This is a genomic window from Novosphingobium meiothermophilum (assembly GCF_003171715.1).
Classification (GTDB): Bacteria; Pseudomonadota; Alphaproteobacteria; order Sphingomonadales; family Sphingomonadaceae; genus Novosphingobium; species Novosphingobium meiothermophilum.
This window is the reverse complement of the sequence record NZ_QGHL01000017.1, coordinates 110,498-125,419: the sequence shown is the minus strand read 5'-3', so window position 1 is coordinate 125,419 and position 14,922 is coordinate 110,498. Positions and strand designations below refer to the sequence as shown.

Below are 14,922 nucleotides of genomic sequence, written 5' to 3'. Positions count from 1 at the left end.
CTCAGGCTCCTTACGATGTAGAAAGGGCTGTCGTCGTTTGGCGTCTGGCAGCGATGTCATGGCGGATGGTTTCGCGCAGGCCGTCCATCGGCCAGAGCAGCATTGCCCCGGTCTGAAGCGCCAGCAGCACGACCGCGCTGCCGTAGTAGGCCCACCGGATCGCCCCGCGCGCGGCGTCGGTCACGGCATCGGGGGCATAGCCTGCCGCGCCCAGCATATAGGCAAAGCCCGCCGTGCCGATGGCCATGCCCAGCTTGGTCGAAAGGCTGATCCCGGCCGAAAGCATCCCTTCGCGGCGGCTGCCGAACTGCCATTCGTGATAGTCCACCGTCTCGGCAATCATCGCAAAGGCGGCCGTGATCGTGATCGAGGTGGCAAGGCAGGCGGCAATGTAAAGGGCCAGGAACAGCGTGGTGTTGCCCTCTGCCAGCGGCAGCACGGCGAAGAGCACGGCCGCCAGCGCCAGCACCGCCACGCAGCCGCGCCTGATGCCGGTGCGGGCAAGGATCGGCGGGGCCACGAACGAGGACAGGAGCAGCATTCCCGATACTGCGGGCAGCATCACCGAGATCAGCCACGGCTTGCCCAGCACGTCGATGGCGAAATAGGCGGTCGCGCTCATCATCACGCCAAAGCGGATGAAATAAAGGAGGCATGTGGCAAACACGATCAGCCACGCCCGGTTGCGCAGCATCTCGCGCACGGCGGGCAGCACCGCGAAGTCCTGCGGGGCATTGTCCTCGAAGCGTTCGCGGCAGTTGCGGAACAGCGCCAGCGTGCAGGCAAGCCCGATGGCCGCAAACAGCAGCGCCACAAGCTGGAAGCCGCGGCGCTGGTCATCGCCGCCCAGCAGCCCTGCCAATGGCAGAACCGCTGCCGTTCCCAGCACCACCGAGATCGAGGTTCCGACCGAGCGCATTCCCGACAGCTTCAGGCGCTCGGTCTTGTCGAGCGTCATCATCGGCATGAGCGCTGTGTAGGGAATGGCTTGCAAGGACATGATGAGGCCCAGTGCCTTGAAGGTGGCAAAGGCATAGACAAGCTGTGCGCCTTCGCTCCACGCCGGCACGTGGTAGAGCGCTACCGTGACCAGCGCATAGGGCAGCGCCGTCAGCAGGAAATAGCCGCGGGTGCGCCCCCAGCGACTGCGGGTCTTGTCCACCGCGATGCCGACCAGGGGATCGATCACCGCATCAAGCAGCCGCGCCACAAGGAACACGGTGCCAACCCCCGCCGCCGGAAGGCCGGCGACATTGGTGTAGAAGAACAGCAGGAACCCGCTTGCCATGTTGTAGGCAAGGCTGGTGCCCATGTCGCCCAGCCCATAGCTGAGGCGTTCGGTCAGGCTCAGTCGATTGTCCGCCACATCCCTCTCCCGGATCGCAGCTTGATGATCTGTTCAAAGACCCAGCGTCGTGCGGGTCAGTTCCAGCGAGCGGTCCATCGGCAGGGTGGGGAAGTATTCCATCCCGATGCTGCCGGCATAGCCCATGGCGCGCAGCGTGCCCATCACGTGCGCCCAGTTCACGCTGCCGGTGCCCGGTTCGTTGCGCGCGTCCATGTCGGCCACCTGCACATGGGCAACCAGATGGATGCGCCCTTCCAGCACCTCGGCAATGTCCTCGCCCATCACCGCGCTGTGCCAGACATCGTAAAGCAGCCGCAGGCTGGGGCTGGCCACCGCCTCGACGAGATCGAGGCCAAGCGTGGTGCTGACCAGATACATCTGCGAAAAGAGCCGGGTGTTGAGAGGCTCCAGCAGGAGCATGACGCCTGCTTCCTCGGCAAGGGCGGCGGCTTCCTTCAGGGCGGCAACGGCATTGGCAAAGTGTGCTTCTTCGCTCATCCCTTCCACGCGAAAGCCCGATGCGACGATCAGTGGCGGCTTGCCGAGGCAGGCTGTGGCGGCAATCGTTTCGGCCACCGCGTTCACCATTTCGGCGCGCTCGGCCGGATCGACGATCGACCGGCGCGGATCGACGCACAGACCGGTGAGGACCATGCCGGTCTCGGCCAGCGCGGCGGCCATCTGCGCCACGGGCTTGTCTCGCCAGAGGTGAAACTCCACCGCCGAAAGTCCCGTGGCTCTTGCGGCGTGGATGCGCTGCGCCAGATCGCCCGCCTCGGCAAACTGCCATTCGATGCAGGCGGAAAGAGTGTGCGCGGGCAGGATAGAGGCACTGGGGGAATTGGCGGTTTCGGCAGAAAGCGGGGTTTCAGCAGCAACAGGCACGTCGTCGGTCTCCCAATCGGCGGCCACGGTCTGCGCGAGGATCGCGGCAGCCGATTGCCTGGCAGGCAAGATGACGCCCGCTATTTTATTGGAATCATAATTCTCATAATGTGCAGATCAGGTCAAGCGATGGTCTGTGCCTGCTGGGGTGTGGTGCAATTGCGCCACAATCGGGGTGTTGGACCGCCAGCCACACTTCGAAATCGAAATCCGGGCTTGCATCGAAAATAGAATGTCTATATCAGTATGAGCATCACAATTCGCAGCAGCGAAAGACTCGCGCTCAACATGGGAGGGAAACCGCGATGAAATCCTTCAATTTCCACGCCTTGCTGCTTGGCAGCGTATGCAGCATGGCCATGGCCATGCCGGCCTTTGCGCAGAGCGCGGCGCCGCAGGAAGCGCCGGAAGAAGTGGATTCCAACGTCATCATCGTGACCGCGCAGAACCGCGCGCAGAACGTTCAGGACGTGCCCATCGCCATCAACGTCGTCAGCGGCGAAGCGCTCTCGGCTGCGGGCGTGACCGACATCTTCTCGGTCCAGCGCGTGGCCCCGGTTGTGCAGATCGTGAACGATACCGTCCTCACCCGCATCACCGTGCGCGGCGTGGGTTCCAACAGCAACGACGAAGCGCAGGACCAAGCCATCGCCGTCAACATCGATGGCGAATACATCAACCGCCCGGTCGTGCTGAATGCGGCGCTGTTTGACCTTGACCGCGTCGAAGTGCTGCGCGGGCCGCAGGGCACGCTCTATGGCCGCAACGCCACCGGCGGCGCGATCAACTTCATCACCCGCAAGCCCGGCAACAAGTTCGAGGCAAACGGCAGCGTCAGCTATGGCAACTACGATCACGTCATTGCCGAAGGTGGCATCACCGTTCCGCTCGGCGATATCGGCGGCATCCGCGCGGCGGGCATCTATTCCAAGCGCGATGGCTACAACTTCCACCCCAACACGAACCTGCGCAGCGGCGATGACAACACCTGGGGCGGCCGCATCAGCCTCGCGCTCGAACCGGTTTCGGGTCTGAAGATCAACATTGCCGGTGAGCGCGTCGAACAGGATATCGTTGTTCCGGCCCAGGCCTTCGTGAACTTCAACGCGGCCGGCAATTCGCCCGGCGCCGGATGTGCCGCCAACCCCGGCTGGGTCGAGATCGCGCCCGCCGTGCCGGGAACGCAGTGCATCCCTGCACGCACCGACAATCTTTCGAAGGTCGATCGTTCACGCTATGATTCCCCGGCAACGGGTGTGGGCAGCAACGATCTCAAGTCCACGGCCGTGCGTGGCAGCATCAGCTATGATTTTGGCGGGGCAAGCCTCACCTATACCGGCGGTTTCCGCGAAACCGACGCGATTTCGGCGTTGGCGCTTTCGCCGGCCTATCGCTTCAATACCTTCGTCAACAACACCAAGACCCACAGCCACGAACTGCGCCTCAACGGCGAAACCGACCGGCTCGTGTGGCAGACCGGCGCGTTCTATTTCAACGAAAAGCTGGATGTGGAACGCGGCCTCTATCGCGCCCCGCCGCCGCCGTTCCTGCTGGGGGCCAATGGCGGCTACGTGAACTACTTCTTCCGCAATGTGGAATCGCGCAGCTGGGCCGTGTTCGGCCAGGCCGATTTCAAGGTGAGCGACCAGATCACGCTGGTGGGCGGCCTGCGCTATACCGACGACAAGCGCTCGGCCCGCTACCGCGATCATGGCGGCGCGATTGCTAACCCTTCGAATCCGCTGTTCAACACCGGTTCGGTGCGTCCCGCCGACCCCGGCACGCCGCTGCGTAACCTGACGCTGGGTTCGGAAGCGGACAAGCTGACCTGGCTGGCGGGCATCAACTACAAGCCCGATCCCGATACCCTGATCTACGGCAAGGTTTCCACCGGCTTCAAGGCTGGCGGGTTCGATTCCGTCGGCCAGTATGCGCCCGAAACCAACACGGCCTACGAAGCGGGCCTGAAGAAGAACTTCGGCGCCAACGGCCAGCACATCTTCAACCTTGCCGGGTTCTACTATGACTACAAGGATCTGCAGGTGGGCGTGCTGCTTGATACCACCAAGGGCAGCCAGATCTTCAACGCGGGCAAGGCCACGATCTGGGGCGTCGAAGCCGAAGCGGTCATCAAGCTTTCGGACAACGATACCTTCAGCATGACCGCCAACTACGTGAACGCGGAATACAAGCAGCTTCTCACGGCCATTCCCGTGTTCTGCGTGGCAGGCACCGGCTGCCGCCCCAATGGCGGCAACGGCGAGCTGACCGTGGGCAACCTCGAAACCACACCGGGCGTTGTCACCCAGCCCAACCTTGCAGGCAATACGCCGCCGATGACGCCCGAATGGACGATCACGCTGGCCTATGACAAGGTCATCCCGCTGGGCGAGATGGGCAGCCTTACCGCAAGCGTGTTCTCCACCTTCAAGAGCGCCTATTTCGGCGATGTCTTCAACTACCGCGATTCAAAGCAGACGGCCTTCACCCAGACCGACCTCTCGCTGACCTACCGGCCGGAAAACCGCCGCTTCAGCGTGCAGGGCTTTGTGCGCAACATCGAGAACAACCGCCCCCTGTCCTATGCCGGGTTCACCGTGGCCGGGCCGGACGACATCTACAACTGGCAGTTCGGCGCGCCGCGCACTTATGGCGTGCGGGTCGCCTTCGATTTCTGATCGAAGCGCCAGCGCTGATTTCGGGGAGGGCGGGCCGCAAGGTCCGCCTTCTTCGTTCGGGCCCTAACGCCCCACGAAGACGAAGGGCGCCCACAGCGCCGGATCGCGCAGCGCGGTGTCCTTGCCGCCTGCCATGGCCAGCATGGCTGCCTGCAAGGCGGCTGCCGGATCGGCCCCGCGCGCATAGCGGGCCAGCGTTGCGGTCGAAAGGCGCGCCGCCAGATCATCGCGCACCGCCCAGTGCGAGACGAGGAGATTGCCCGCACCCGCATGAAGGAACGCGCGCGCGAGGCCCGCCAGCCCGCTGCCGTCCGCGCCCGATCCGGCCGCGCTGTTGCAGGCCGAAAGCACCACCCACGCCCCGCCAAGGCGCAGGTCCATGATCTCGTCCATGGTCAGCAGACCGTCGCCTTCATCGCCCGCCGGGGTGAGCACCAGCGCTGGCTCGTCCAGCCCGTCAAGCTCGCCGGCAACAAGGCCGTGGGTGGAAAGCGCCAGAACGTCCACCTCGGAAAGGTCCGCGCCGCGCAGCGCCGCTTCGGTGGCTTGCGCCCCCGTCAGCACGAGCGAGCGGCGCGCGCCCAGCGCCTTGCCCAGCCCGGCCAGTTCATCGGCGGCGGCGGGCAGGGGCGGCAGATCGGCAAGTCTGCGGGCATTGTCTGCCGTGCGGAAGGGCGGCAGCGCTTCGGCCGCGGCAAGCTGCACGCCTGCGCCCGCCGGTTCATCTGCTGCTTCATCCGCCTGCAACTGCGGCGCACCCAGCGCCAGAAAGGCGCGCGGGCGGGCTGGGGGCTTGGCCGATGCGCTCTGCCGCAGCAGTCCCAGCGAGGGCAGCGTGACCAGCGCGTGATCCTCGATCAGCCAGCGTGGGCGCTCCGGCGTTCCGGCGGCCAGCACGGCAAGAGGCAGCGACGAAAACGCGCCGCCCGCCGAAACCAGCACGCGGCGGCGCTTGCCGATCACGCGGGCGATGGCATCGGGCAGCACCAGTGCGCGCAGTTCGGCGCTGGCGGCATGATCGAAGCCGCCCGGCCGTTCCAGCCCGGCGCGAAGCTGGCGCACCAGCGCGGCGGCGCGGCGGCTGCTGCCGTGGCGCACAACGGCCGCGTCCTTGCCCGTGGCGGCAATGATGACCAGTCCCTGCGGCCCCGGCGCCACGATCAGCAGCGCCTCGTCGCGGCCAAGCAGCGCCTGCGCTTCGGCCAGCGTCACGCGCTCGGTCGCTTCGCTGCGGGCCAGTTCGGGCGCACGTTCGGCCAGCGCGGCATCGGCGGCGGCAAAGCGCTGCGTGGCGGCCGTGCGCTCAGCCTCAAGCGCGGCCAGCCGGTCGGCCGATGCGCCCAGCCCGGCAAGGCGCAGCTGCCGGTCCAGCAGGGTTTGCAGCATGAGCGCAGCATCCTGCCGTTCGCGCAGCAAGGCGGCCTTTTCGGGATCGAGCGCGGCCATGCGGCGGGCAGCCGCGCGGGCGGTGATCCCGGCGGCCCCTTCGACCACGGGCTGCGCCAGCACGAAGGCTTGCGCCGCATCGCCTGCCAGCGCCGCTGCTTCCATCGCCCAGCCGAAACCGCTGCGCAGCTGCCGGTCCAGCCCGGACCGGCGCGCGCCGCCCGCTTCCAGTTCGCCCAGCCGCGTATCAAGCCGGGCGGCCACGGCCCTTGCCTGATCCAGCCCTGCCGCGCTGTCTCCGGCAAGCACCGCCAGTGCCGCCAGCCGCGCCTCGCCCACCAGCGCTGCGGTATCATCGGCCGCGCCGCTGTTCAGCCTCAGACCTTGCGCGCGCTGCTGCACCTCGCGCGCGGTGGCCACGTCTCCCGCCTCCAGCGCGGCCAGCGCCAGCCGGTCCTCGCCCTCGATGCGTTCGCGGTGGTGGGGCGGATAGCGCTGCGCCCGGATCGCGGAAACGACGCTGAACTGGTCAAAGGCGTCCTCGGCCTTGCCGCCTGCCAGCAAGGCCCCGGCCAGCGCTTCGCGCGCCAGCAATGCGCGGTCGGCCTCTGCGCCCAGATCGCGGGCCATCTTCTCGGTGGCGGCGCGGGCCAGCACTTCGGCTTCGGCGGCCTTGCCGTTCAGCGTCAGGACATGGGCCAGCGTTGCCAGATAGCTCAAGGTCTGCTGGCTTTCGCCAAAGCTTGCGTGGGCCATGTCCAGCCCCTTGCGCGCCACGGCCTCGGCTTCGTCCAGCCTGCCCAGATCGGCCAGAACCCGCGCCAGCGTGTTGAGGTTGACAGCAAGGAAGGGGTGGCGTTCGGGCAGGAAGCTTTCCAGCATGGCCTGTGTGCGCCGCCCTTCCTCGGCCGCTTCCTCCAGCCTGCCCGCGGCATAGAGGAACGTGACCAGATTGCCGAAATGCGGCGCGGCGTTCACCGGGATCGGCTTCAGGCGGCGGTCGATGGCAATGGCCTCGCGCACGCTGGTGATGGCGCGCGCGGTTTCGCCGTTGCGGATCTGGGCATTGGCAAGGTTCGACCATGCGGCCGAAAGCTCGGTGCTGGCGCGGGCGTTTTCGGGCTGGCGGCGGGCCTGTTCCAGCCGCCACGCCAGCACCTGTTCGCCCAGTTCGGTCGCCTTGTCGAACTGGCTCAGCGTCAGGTAGATCACGACCTGCGCATTGGCGACGAGCATCCGCCGTTCGCGCCATTGCGGCTCGTCCGCCCGTTCGGTGATTGCGCGTTCCAGCACGGGCGCAATGCGTGCCAGGCGCGCTTCGGCGCCCTTGATGTCGCCTTGCAGATAGTCGGCGGTGGCCTGTTCGGATTCGAGCCAGGCCAGTTCGGGATGACCGGGCGGATAGAGTGTTCTGCCATAGGCAAGCACCCCTTCGAAAGCGCGGCGATAGGCGGCCGGATCGGCCCCTTCGTCAAGCGCATCGGCGGCGGCGAACATGGCATCGAGCCGGGCGCGCTGTGCCGCGGTCGGCCCGGCAGAAGGCTGGGCCATGGCCGCAGGCGCCAGCGCGGCAAGCCACAAGGCGCCACAGGCAAGCGCTGCCCCTCGCAATGCGGCGGCAGCGCCTGCGTTCATGCGTTGGGTCGGCGTTTGCATCCATGCGAACATTGCGCATGGGGCCATGGCTGGCAAGGGCGCTTATCCCAGCTTGCGCAGCGGCTCGGTGCCGTCCCAATCCTTTCCGGCGTCCTTGATCATCTGGAAGATGGCATCGGCCCCGGTCATGTTCTGGAGCAGTTCGATGACGTGCCCCGGTCCCTTTCCGGGATCGACATAGATCACCGCGCCATCGGCGCCCACCGTGCCTTCCACCAGGATTTCCGCGCCAGCTTCGGCGCAGGCGGCGCGGGCTTCCTCGATCGATTCCACGAAGATGCAGATGTGGTGCAGCCCGTCGGTCACGGCATATTCGCCGGTATAGATCGAAGGTTCGCGGTTTTCCGGGCGGATCAGTTCGATCTGCACATCGCCCCAATAGGCGATGGCGATGGAAAAGACCGCGCCGGTGGGAACGCCCTTGTATTTGCAATCGCCCAGCGCGACGTTCTCCATCAGGTAGAACGGTCCCACGCCCATCGTTTCGGTCCAGTAGCGGACCGCCGCATCGAAATCCTGCGGCAGATAGGCAAGCTGGCCGACAGGGCCGAGCTGCGTGATCTTGCGGGTCATGCGAACAGCCCTTCCGGTGCTTCGAGAAGTCCTTTCAGCGTTTGCAGGAACTGCGCTCCCGCCGCACCGTCAATGGCGCGGTGATCGACCGACATGGTAAGCGCGATGCGGCTTTCAAAGGCGATGTCGCCGCTGGCCGTCTCCACCGCCACGCGGTTCACCCCGCCCACGGCAAGGATCGCCCCCTGCGGCGGATTGATGATCGCATCGAATTGCTCGATCCCGAACATGCCGAGGTTGGAGACGGAGAAGGTGCCGCCGTCCATGTCCTCGTAGCCCAGCTTTCCGGCCTGCGCCTTGTCGATCAGGGCGCGGGTGGTGGCGGCGATCTGGGCAATGTGCATCCGGTCGGCCTGCCGCACGATCGGGGTGACAAGGCCCTTGGGGCTGGCAACGGCAATGGCCACGTCGGCGTGGGGGAACGAATGCACCGCATCGCCATGCACCTGCACGTTCACGTCCGGGTGCCTGACCAGCGCCATGGCCACGGCCTTGACGATGTAATCGTTGATCGAGGCTTTTGTGCCCAGAACAAGATTGGCCGTCTTGCGCAGGTCCATCAGCGCATCGACGCTGGCCGAAACGCGCAGGTAGAAGTGCGGTATGGTCTGCTTCGCTTCGGTCAGGCGGCGGGCTACCACCTTGCGCACCTTGTCGAAGGGCTGAACCTGCGGTTCGTTCGCCACCAGTTCGAACGGCGCGCCAAAGGCAACCGCGGGTGCTGCGGTGGTCGGCTTCACCAGCGCCAGCACGTCGGCCTTGGAAATGCGGCCGCGCGGCCCGGTGCCCCTTATCCCCGCCAGCGCAATGCCGTGCTGGGCGGCAATGCGCCGTGCCAGCGGCGATGCAAAGGCTTCGGGCGTATCGTCCACCAGCGCGGCCGTGCCCCTGAACGATGCGGCGCGATCGGGCCGCAGCGCCTGCACCACGTCCTGATAGGTGATGCGGCCATTGCGCCCAGATCCTTCGATCGGTTCGATGTCCACACCTTCGGCTTCGGCCAGCTTGAGCGCTTCGGGGCTGATCGCGCGGTTGGTCACGATCTTCTTCGGCGCGCGGGCCGGTGCTTCGGCAGGCGCCGCTGCCGCCGGGGCCGCAGAGGCAGGCGCAGCCGCCGCACCGCCCTTGGCCGCTACCGACGTTTCGGCGGGCTTGAAGGCGGCGATGAAGGCGTCAACCTCGGCATCGGGGGTATCGGCATCGGCAAAGACCGCCAGCAGCGCGCCCACCGGATGCGGCTGATCGCCGGCAGGGGTCAGCAGCCGCTTGAGCACCGCATCATATTCGGCCTCGACCTCGTTGGTGATCTTGTCGGTTTCGATCAGGCACAGGAGCTGGCCCTTGGTAAAGGCTTCCCCTTCCTTGACCATCCATTCGGCGATGGTGCCCTCGGTCATTTCGATGCCCCACTTGGGCATGCAGAACGGGCGGATATTGGCCATTGTCGCGGCTCCTCAGCGGTAAGAGAGAACCTTGCGCACCGCCGCCTCGATCTTGTCGGCCGAGGGGAGGTAGGCAGATTCCAGCTCGCGCGCGAACGGGATGGGGGTGTGCGGCGGGTTCACCGAAAGCGGCGGGGCCTTGAGGCTGGCAAAGGCCTTTTCGGCCACCAGCGCGCAGATGTCGGCGCCAAGGCTGCACCGCGGCGGCGCTTCGTCGACCACCACGAGCCGGCCCGTCACCTCCACCGAATCAAGGATCGCTTCCTCGTCGAGCGGGCTGGTCGTGCGCAGGTCGATCACGTCGCAGCCAATGCCTTCGGCGGCCAGCTTGTCGGCCACGCTTTCGCAGAAGCCCAGCAGCAGCCCGGTCGATACGATGGTCACGTCCTGCCCCGCGCGCGAAAGGCGGGCATGGCCGAAGGGGATCATGTAATCTGGATCGTCGGGCACTTCGCCCTTCATCCCGTAAAGCGCCTTGTGCTCAAGGAACACGACCGGATCGTCGTCGCGGATGGCGGTCCGCAGCAGGCCCTTCACGTCGGCGGGCGTGCTGGGCATCACCACCTTCAGGCCGGGCATCCCGGTGAGGATCTGGTGCACGGCCTGGCTGTGCTGGGCGGCTGCGTTGTAGCCCGCGCCATAGGCCATGCGCAGCACGGCGGGGCACTTGGTCTTGCCGCCGAACATGTAGCGGAACTTGGCGATCTGGTTCCAGATCTGGTCCAGCGACACGCCGATGAAGTCGGCAAACATCAGTTCGGCAATCGGGCGCTTGCCCGAAAGCGCAAGGCCCGCTGCCGCGCCCATGATGGCGCTTTCCGAAATCGGGGTGTCGATCACGCGGTCCGCACCGAACTTGCCGAACAGGCCGGTCGAGGTCGACCAGATCCCGCCGATTGCTTCCGGTCCCCCAGCCGTGCCCATGCCGCCGACGATATCCTCGCCCAGCATGACCACGTTCTCGTCGCGCTCCATTTCCTCCGCGATCGTCGTCAGGACGGCGTCACGATACATCATCTTTGCCATTGGTTTCGCTCCCTGCCGTCTCAATACGAAATATAGACGTCGGTCAGGACGTCCTCGGCGGTGGGTCGGTCTGCCGCCTTGGCCTGGCGCACCGATTCCTCGATCGCTTCAAGCACTTCGGCGTCGATCGCATCCAGATCGGCACCCGAAAGCAGCTTGGCCTGCGTCACGCTGTCGCGGAACTTCTTGATGCAGTCGCGTTCGGCGCGGATGCGGTCGATCTCGCCGGGGCCGCGATAGCGCTGCGGATCGCCCTCGAAGTGGCCGAAGAAGCGCTCGGTATCGAACTCCACCGCCGCCGGGCCGTTACCGGGCACGCGCACATATTCCAGCACTTCGCGCATGGTTTCATAGACCGAGAAGAAATCGGTGCCATCGCCGCGCCACACCTTCATCCCGAAGGCTTCGGCCCGGCTGGCGATGTCGCCATTGGTGCCCACGGCATACTTGTAGCCGGTGTGCTCGGAATAGTGGTTGTTCTCGAACACGAAGATCGTGGCCGCCTTGGTCACGACCGCCATGTTCATGGCCTCGAAGGTGGTGCCCTGGTTGCACGCGCCGTCGCCGGAGAAGGTGATGGCCACGTGGCCCTTGCCGTCGATCTTGGCGGCAATGCCCGCGCCCACCGCAATCGGCGCGCCCGCGCCGACGATGCCGTTGGCGCCCAGCATGCCCTTGTCCACATCGGCAATGTGCATCGAGCCGCCCTTGCCCTTGCAGAGGCCCTCGCGGCTGCCCCAGATTTCCTTCATCATGCCGTTCACGTCGCAGCCCTTGGCAAGGCAGTGCCCGTGGCCGCGGTGCGTGGAGACGATCTTGTCCTCCACCGAAAGGTGTTCGCACACGCCAACCGCCACGGCTTCCTGCCCGCAGTAGAGGTGCGTGAACCCGGCGATCTCGCCGGTCTGGATATCGACGTGGAGGCGTTCCTCGAACTCGCGGATCACCTTCATCTGGCGATAGGCGCGCAACAGCGCGTCACGGCTCAGTTGCATCCTTCTTGTTCCCTCTTGTTATCGCAGTATTTCAAAGACCCAGAACCGTGCGAGCAATGATGCCCGCCTGCACTTCGTTCGTGCCGCCAAAGATCGTCCATGCCCGGCTGTTGAGATAGCGCGCCGCCGCCACCTGCGCATCGCGCGAATGGATCGGCGCAGGCGCATTGTCGCCATAGAAGGGCCGGGCAAAATCAAGCTGAAGGCCCGCCGCACCATAGAGATCGACCGCAAGGAGATCCACGTCCTGCCGCAGGTTCGATGCCAGCAGCTTGCACAGCGAAGTCTGCGGACCGGGGCTGCGGCCCTTGGCAACTTCCGAAAGGATCTTCAGCTCGATCATCTCAAGGCTCTGGATTTCCAGCCGCACCCTCGCCACGCGGCGTTTCCAGTCGGCATCGTCGGCCAGAACCCCGCCGCGCCCGTCGGGTTCGGATCGGGCGGCCTGCTCGATCTGGGCAAGGTCATATTCGAGCTTGGGCGAATGGCACGATCCGCCGCGTTCGTTTTCCAGCAGGAACTTGGCCAGCTTCCAGCCGTCGCCCTCTTCGCCCACCCGGTCTTCCACCGGCACAATGGCATCTTCAAGGAACACCTGGTTCACTTCGTGGTCGCCCGCCAGCGTCAGCAGCGGCCGCACCGAAACGCCGGGCTGGTTCATGTCGACCAGCAGGAACGAGATGCCCGCCTGCTTCTTCACCGTGGCATCGGTGCGCACCAGCGCGAACATCCTGTTCGCCCAGTGCGCGTGCGTGGTCCAGATCTTCGATCCGTTGAGCTTGTAATGCGTGCCGTCATCGGAAAGCACCGCGCGCGTCTGGAGCGAGGCGAGGTCCGATCCCGAACCCGGCTCGGAAAAGCCCTGGCACCAGTAATCCTCGCCCGAAAGGATGCGGGGCAGATACTTCGCCTTCTGTTCAGCCGTGCCGAAGGTGTAGATCACCGGGGCCACCAGCTTGAGGCCCAGCACGGTAAGGTTCGGCGCGCCTGCCAGCGCGCATTCCTTCTCGAAGATATAGCGCTGCGTCGGCGTCCAGCCGGTGCCGCCCACTTCCTTCGGCCACTGGTAGGCAAGCCAGCCCTTCTTGTGCAGCACCGCGTTCCAGCGCTGGCCGATGTCCGGTTCCACGAACACCGTGGGCGATGCCGCCGCACCATGCTTTACCTCTTCGGGCAGGTTCTCTGCCAGAAAGGCGCGCACTTCGTCGCGGAAGGCCAGTTCTTCGGGGGAAAGATCAATGTCCATAAGGGTGTGTCAACGCTCAAGAATGGTGACGGCGGAAACGCCCGGCGCGCCATAGACGTGGCTGTAGGCGGTCTTCGGATTGCCGGGCACCTGCCGCCCGCCGCCGTCCCCGCGCAACTGGACGACGTTTTCATAGACCTGCCGCAGGCCCGATGCGCCGATGGGTTCCCCGCAGGCAAGGCAGCCGCCATCGGTGTTCACCGGCAGGCGCCCGCCGATCTCGGTGCGGCCTTCGGCCAGCCATGCCTCCTGCTCGCCATCGCGGCAGAAGCCGTTTTCGGCCATGTGCATGATCTCCGCGCCGCATTCGGTATCCTGAAGCTGGGCAAGCGCGATGTCCTCAGGCCCGATCCCGGCCATGCGGAACGCGTCCGCGCTGGCGATCTGGGTGGCCGTGGCCGTGCCGCCGCCAATGTCGATCGACGGAGCGAACACTTCGAAAGACTTGGGCGGGCGGGTGCGCATGGTTGCCGCCTTCAGCCGGATCAGCGGCTTGCCCAGTTCGCGCGCCTTCTTCTCGCTGGCGAGGATCAGCGCCACCCCGCCTTCTGCCGGAGAGCAGAACATGTATTTGGTATAGGGATCGGAAACCAGCGGCGCCTCAAGGATGGTTTCCATGTCCACCGGCTCGCGCCGCCAGGCGTGGGGGGCGTGCACCGCGTTGCGGAACGCCTTGTTGGCCACGCGCGCCAGCGTGGTCTGGCTGATGCCGTGCAGGTGCATGTAGCGCATGATCTTGGCGGCAAAGAACTGCGTGGTGATCATGTAGCCCGCTTCGCCATACCAGTCGGGCAGGTTGTATTCGGCGGGCATGGCGTTGAACGCGCCGCGCGGGTGCTTGTCGAAGCCCACGGCAAGACCGATCTCGAACTCGCCGCTCTTGATTGCCATCTGCGCCGAAAACAGCGCCGATCCGCCCGCCGCGCAGCCATTGCGCACGTTGATGAACTGCACGCCCGTCAGGCCAAGACGTTCCACCATGGTATCGGGATTGCCAGCCGCATCCGAACTGCCATAGGCAAACTGGATCTGCGGCCAGTCGATCCCGGCATCGGCCAGCGCCTGTCGCACCGCGTAAACGCCCTGATCGAGGCCGGAAAGGCCATCGGTGCGGCCGAAGGGGTGGATGCCGATACCGACAATGCAGACATCGCCGCTCATGCTGCTGCTCCTGCGGGGCGGAAGGCCGGGATCATCACGGGATCCGCTGCTTCGGGGTCAAGCGGGATCATCGTCAGCTCCAGCGCCATGCCGATATGGATATCTTCGAAGGCCACGTCCGCAAGCCGCGCCTCGACGATCACCTGATCGGGCAGCTCGACATAGCCCACTGCCCAGGGGCGGAAGGCTTCCGGCCCGGCATAGGGGGGCGATTTGGGGCGGTAGCGCTGGATCGTCCATGACCACAGCGTGCCGGTGCGCGAAAGCGCGACCGGTTCATAGCGTTCGCCGGGCGGACACGGAAACACCACGCGCCCGCTGTCGCGCTCGCGCCCGCCGATCAGGCAGGGCGGCGTATCGTCGGTCACAAGCCCTTCGGCAATAAGGCGCATGTCTCTCCCGTTCCGTGCGATTCCAGTTCGTCGCACTAGACGCCGCCAAACGCCATTTGCCGACTCTGCAAAACGCTAGGGTTGTCCCTTTGGACAGTATGGCACTGATGCGGGCGGAGAGAGGACGCATCAGG

11 protein-coding genes are annotated in these 14,922 nt (G+C 65.8%); 1 reads left to right on the top strand and 10 read right to left on the bottom strand.

The window, feature by feature from the left end; all coding sequences use genetic code 11:
- Positions 1–10: 10 nt before the first annotated feature.
- Together DKM43_RS14425 and DKM43_RS14420 are read right to left on the bottom strand one after the other, a co-directional pair.
- Positions 11–1,366 (bottom strand): MFS transporter, encoded by a 1,356-nt coding sequence (locus DKM43_RS14425; RefSeq protein WP_109799189.1) that lies wholly within the window; start codon positions 1,364–1,366, stop codon positions 11–13.
- Between the two features lie 33 nt (positions 1,367–1,399).
- Positions 1,400–2,302 (bottom strand): TIM barrel protein, encoded by a 903-nt coding sequence (locus DKM43_RS14420; protein ID WP_236632605.1) that lies wholly within the window; start codon positions 2,300–2,302, stop codon positions 1,400–1,402.
- A gap of 236 nt (positions 2,303–2,538) precedes the next feature.
- Here DKM43_RS14420 and DKM43_RS14415 point away from each other — a divergent pair, with 236 nt between their 5' ends.
- Positions 2,539–4,911: a TonB-dependent receptor gene (locus tag DKM43_RS14415; RefSeq protein ID WP_109799188.1), complete on the top strand. Its 2,373-nt coding sequence runs from the start codon at positions 2,539–2,541 to the stop codon at positions 4,909–4,911.
- 63 nt (positions 4,912–4,974) lie between these two features.
- Here DKM43_RS14415 and DKM43_RS14410 read toward each other — a convergent pair whose 3' ends face one another.
- The 8 genes from DKM43_RS14410 to DKM43_RS14375 are packed head-to-tail and all read right to left on the bottom strand — an operon-like array spanning position 4,975 to position 14,788.
- A complete protein-coding gene (locus tag DKM43_RS14410) occupies positions 4,975–7,953 on the bottom strand; it encodes a CHAT domain-containing tetratricopeptide repeat protein (protein ID WP_145960527.1) in 2,979 nt (992 codons plus the stop codon).
- Between the two features lie 42 nt (positions 7,954–7,995).
- Positions 7,996–8,526 carry a VOC family protein gene (locus DKM43_RS14405; protein WP_109799186.1) on the bottom strand — a complete coding sequence of 177 codons (531 nt, stop codon included), beginning with the start codon at positions 8,524–8,526 and terminating at the stop codon, positions 7,996–7,998.
- On the bottom strand, positions 8,523–9,968 hold the full coding sequence (locus DKM43_RS14400; protein WP_109799185.1) for a dihydrolipoamide acetyltransferase family protein: 1,446 nt from the start codon (positions 9,966–9,968) through the stop codon (positions 8,523–8,525). The genes DKM43_RS14405 and DKM43_RS14400 overlap by 4 nt, the downstream gene beginning before the upstream one ends.
- A 12-nt stretch (positions 9,969–9,980) precedes the next feature.
- Positions 9,981–10,994 carry an alpha-ketoacid dehydrogenase subunit beta gene (locus DKM43_RS14395; RefSeq protein ID WP_109799184.1) on the bottom strand — a complete coding sequence of 338 codons (1,014 nt, stop codon included), beginning with the start codon at positions 10,992–10,994 and terminating at the stop codon, positions 9,981–9,983.
- 20 nt (positions 10,995–11,014) lie between these two features.
- Positions 11,015–11,989, bottom strand: coding sequence for a thiamine pyrophosphate-dependent dehydrogenase E1 component subunit alpha (locus DKM43_RS14390; protein WP_109799183.1), 975 nt, complete (start codon positions 11,987–11,989; stop codon positions 11,015–11,017).
- 31 nt (positions 11,990–12,020) lie between these two features.
- Positions 12,021–13,235 (bottom strand): acyl-CoA dehydrogenase family protein, encoded by a 1,215-nt coding sequence (locus tag DKM43_RS14385; RefSeq protein ID WP_109799182.1) that lies wholly within the window; start codon positions 13,233–13,235, stop codon positions 12,021–12,023.
- 9 nt (positions 13,236–13,244) lie between these two features.
- A complete protein-coding gene (locus DKM43_RS14380) occupies positions 13,245–14,396 on the bottom strand; it encodes a thiolase family protein (protein ID WP_109799181.1) in 1,152 nt (383 codons plus the stop codon).
- Entirely contained in the window at positions 14,393–14,788 is a 396-nt protein-coding gene (locus DKM43_RS14375; RefSeq protein ID WP_109799180.1) for a Zn-ribbon domain-containing OB-fold protein, read from the bottom strand. Before DKM43_RS14375 ends, DKM43_RS14380 begins: the two co-directional genes overlap by 4 nt.
- Between the last annotated feature and the right edge of the window lie 134 nt (positions 14,789–14,922).

Excerpts from the sequence above, each read along its gene's own strand:
- DKM43_RS14415 (WP_109799188.1), top strand. The coding sequence starts at position 2,539 with ATGAAATCCTTCAATTTCCACGCCTTGCTGCTTGGCAGCGTATGCAGC.
- DKM43_RS14410 (WP_145960527.1), bottom strand. The coding sequence starts at position 7,953 with ATGCAAACGCCGACCCAACGCATGAACGCAGGCGCTGCCGCCGCATTG.
- DKM43_RS14405 (WP_109799186.1), bottom strand. The coding sequence starts at position 8,526 with ATGACCCGCAAGATCACGCAGCTCGGCCCTGTCGGCCAGCTTGCCTAT.
- DKM43_RS14400 (WP_109799185.1), bottom strand. The coding sequence starts at position 9,968 with ATGGCCAATATCCGCCCGTTCTGCATGCCCAAGTGGGGCATCGAAATG.
- DKM43_RS14395 (WP_109799184.1), bottom strand. The coding sequence starts at position 10,994 with ATGGCAAAGATGATGTATCGTGACGCCGTCCTGACGACGATCGCGGAG.
- DKM43_RS14390 (WP_109799183.1), bottom strand. The coding sequence starts at position 11,989 with ATGCAACTGAGCCGTGACGCGCTGTTGCGCGCCTATCGCCAGATGAAG.
- DKM43_RS14385 (WP_109799182.1), bottom strand. The coding sequence starts at position 13,235 with ATGGACATTGATCTTTCCCCCGAAGAACTGGCCTTCCGCGACGAAGTG.
- DKM43_RS14380 (WP_109799181.1), bottom strand. The coding sequence starts at position 14,396 with ATGAGCGGCGATGTCTGCATTGTCGGTATCGGCATCCACCCCTTCGGC.
- DKM43_RS14375 (WP_109799180.1), bottom strand. The coding sequence starts at position 14,788 with ATGCGCCTTATTGCCGAAGGGCTTGTGACCGACGATACGCCGCCCTGC.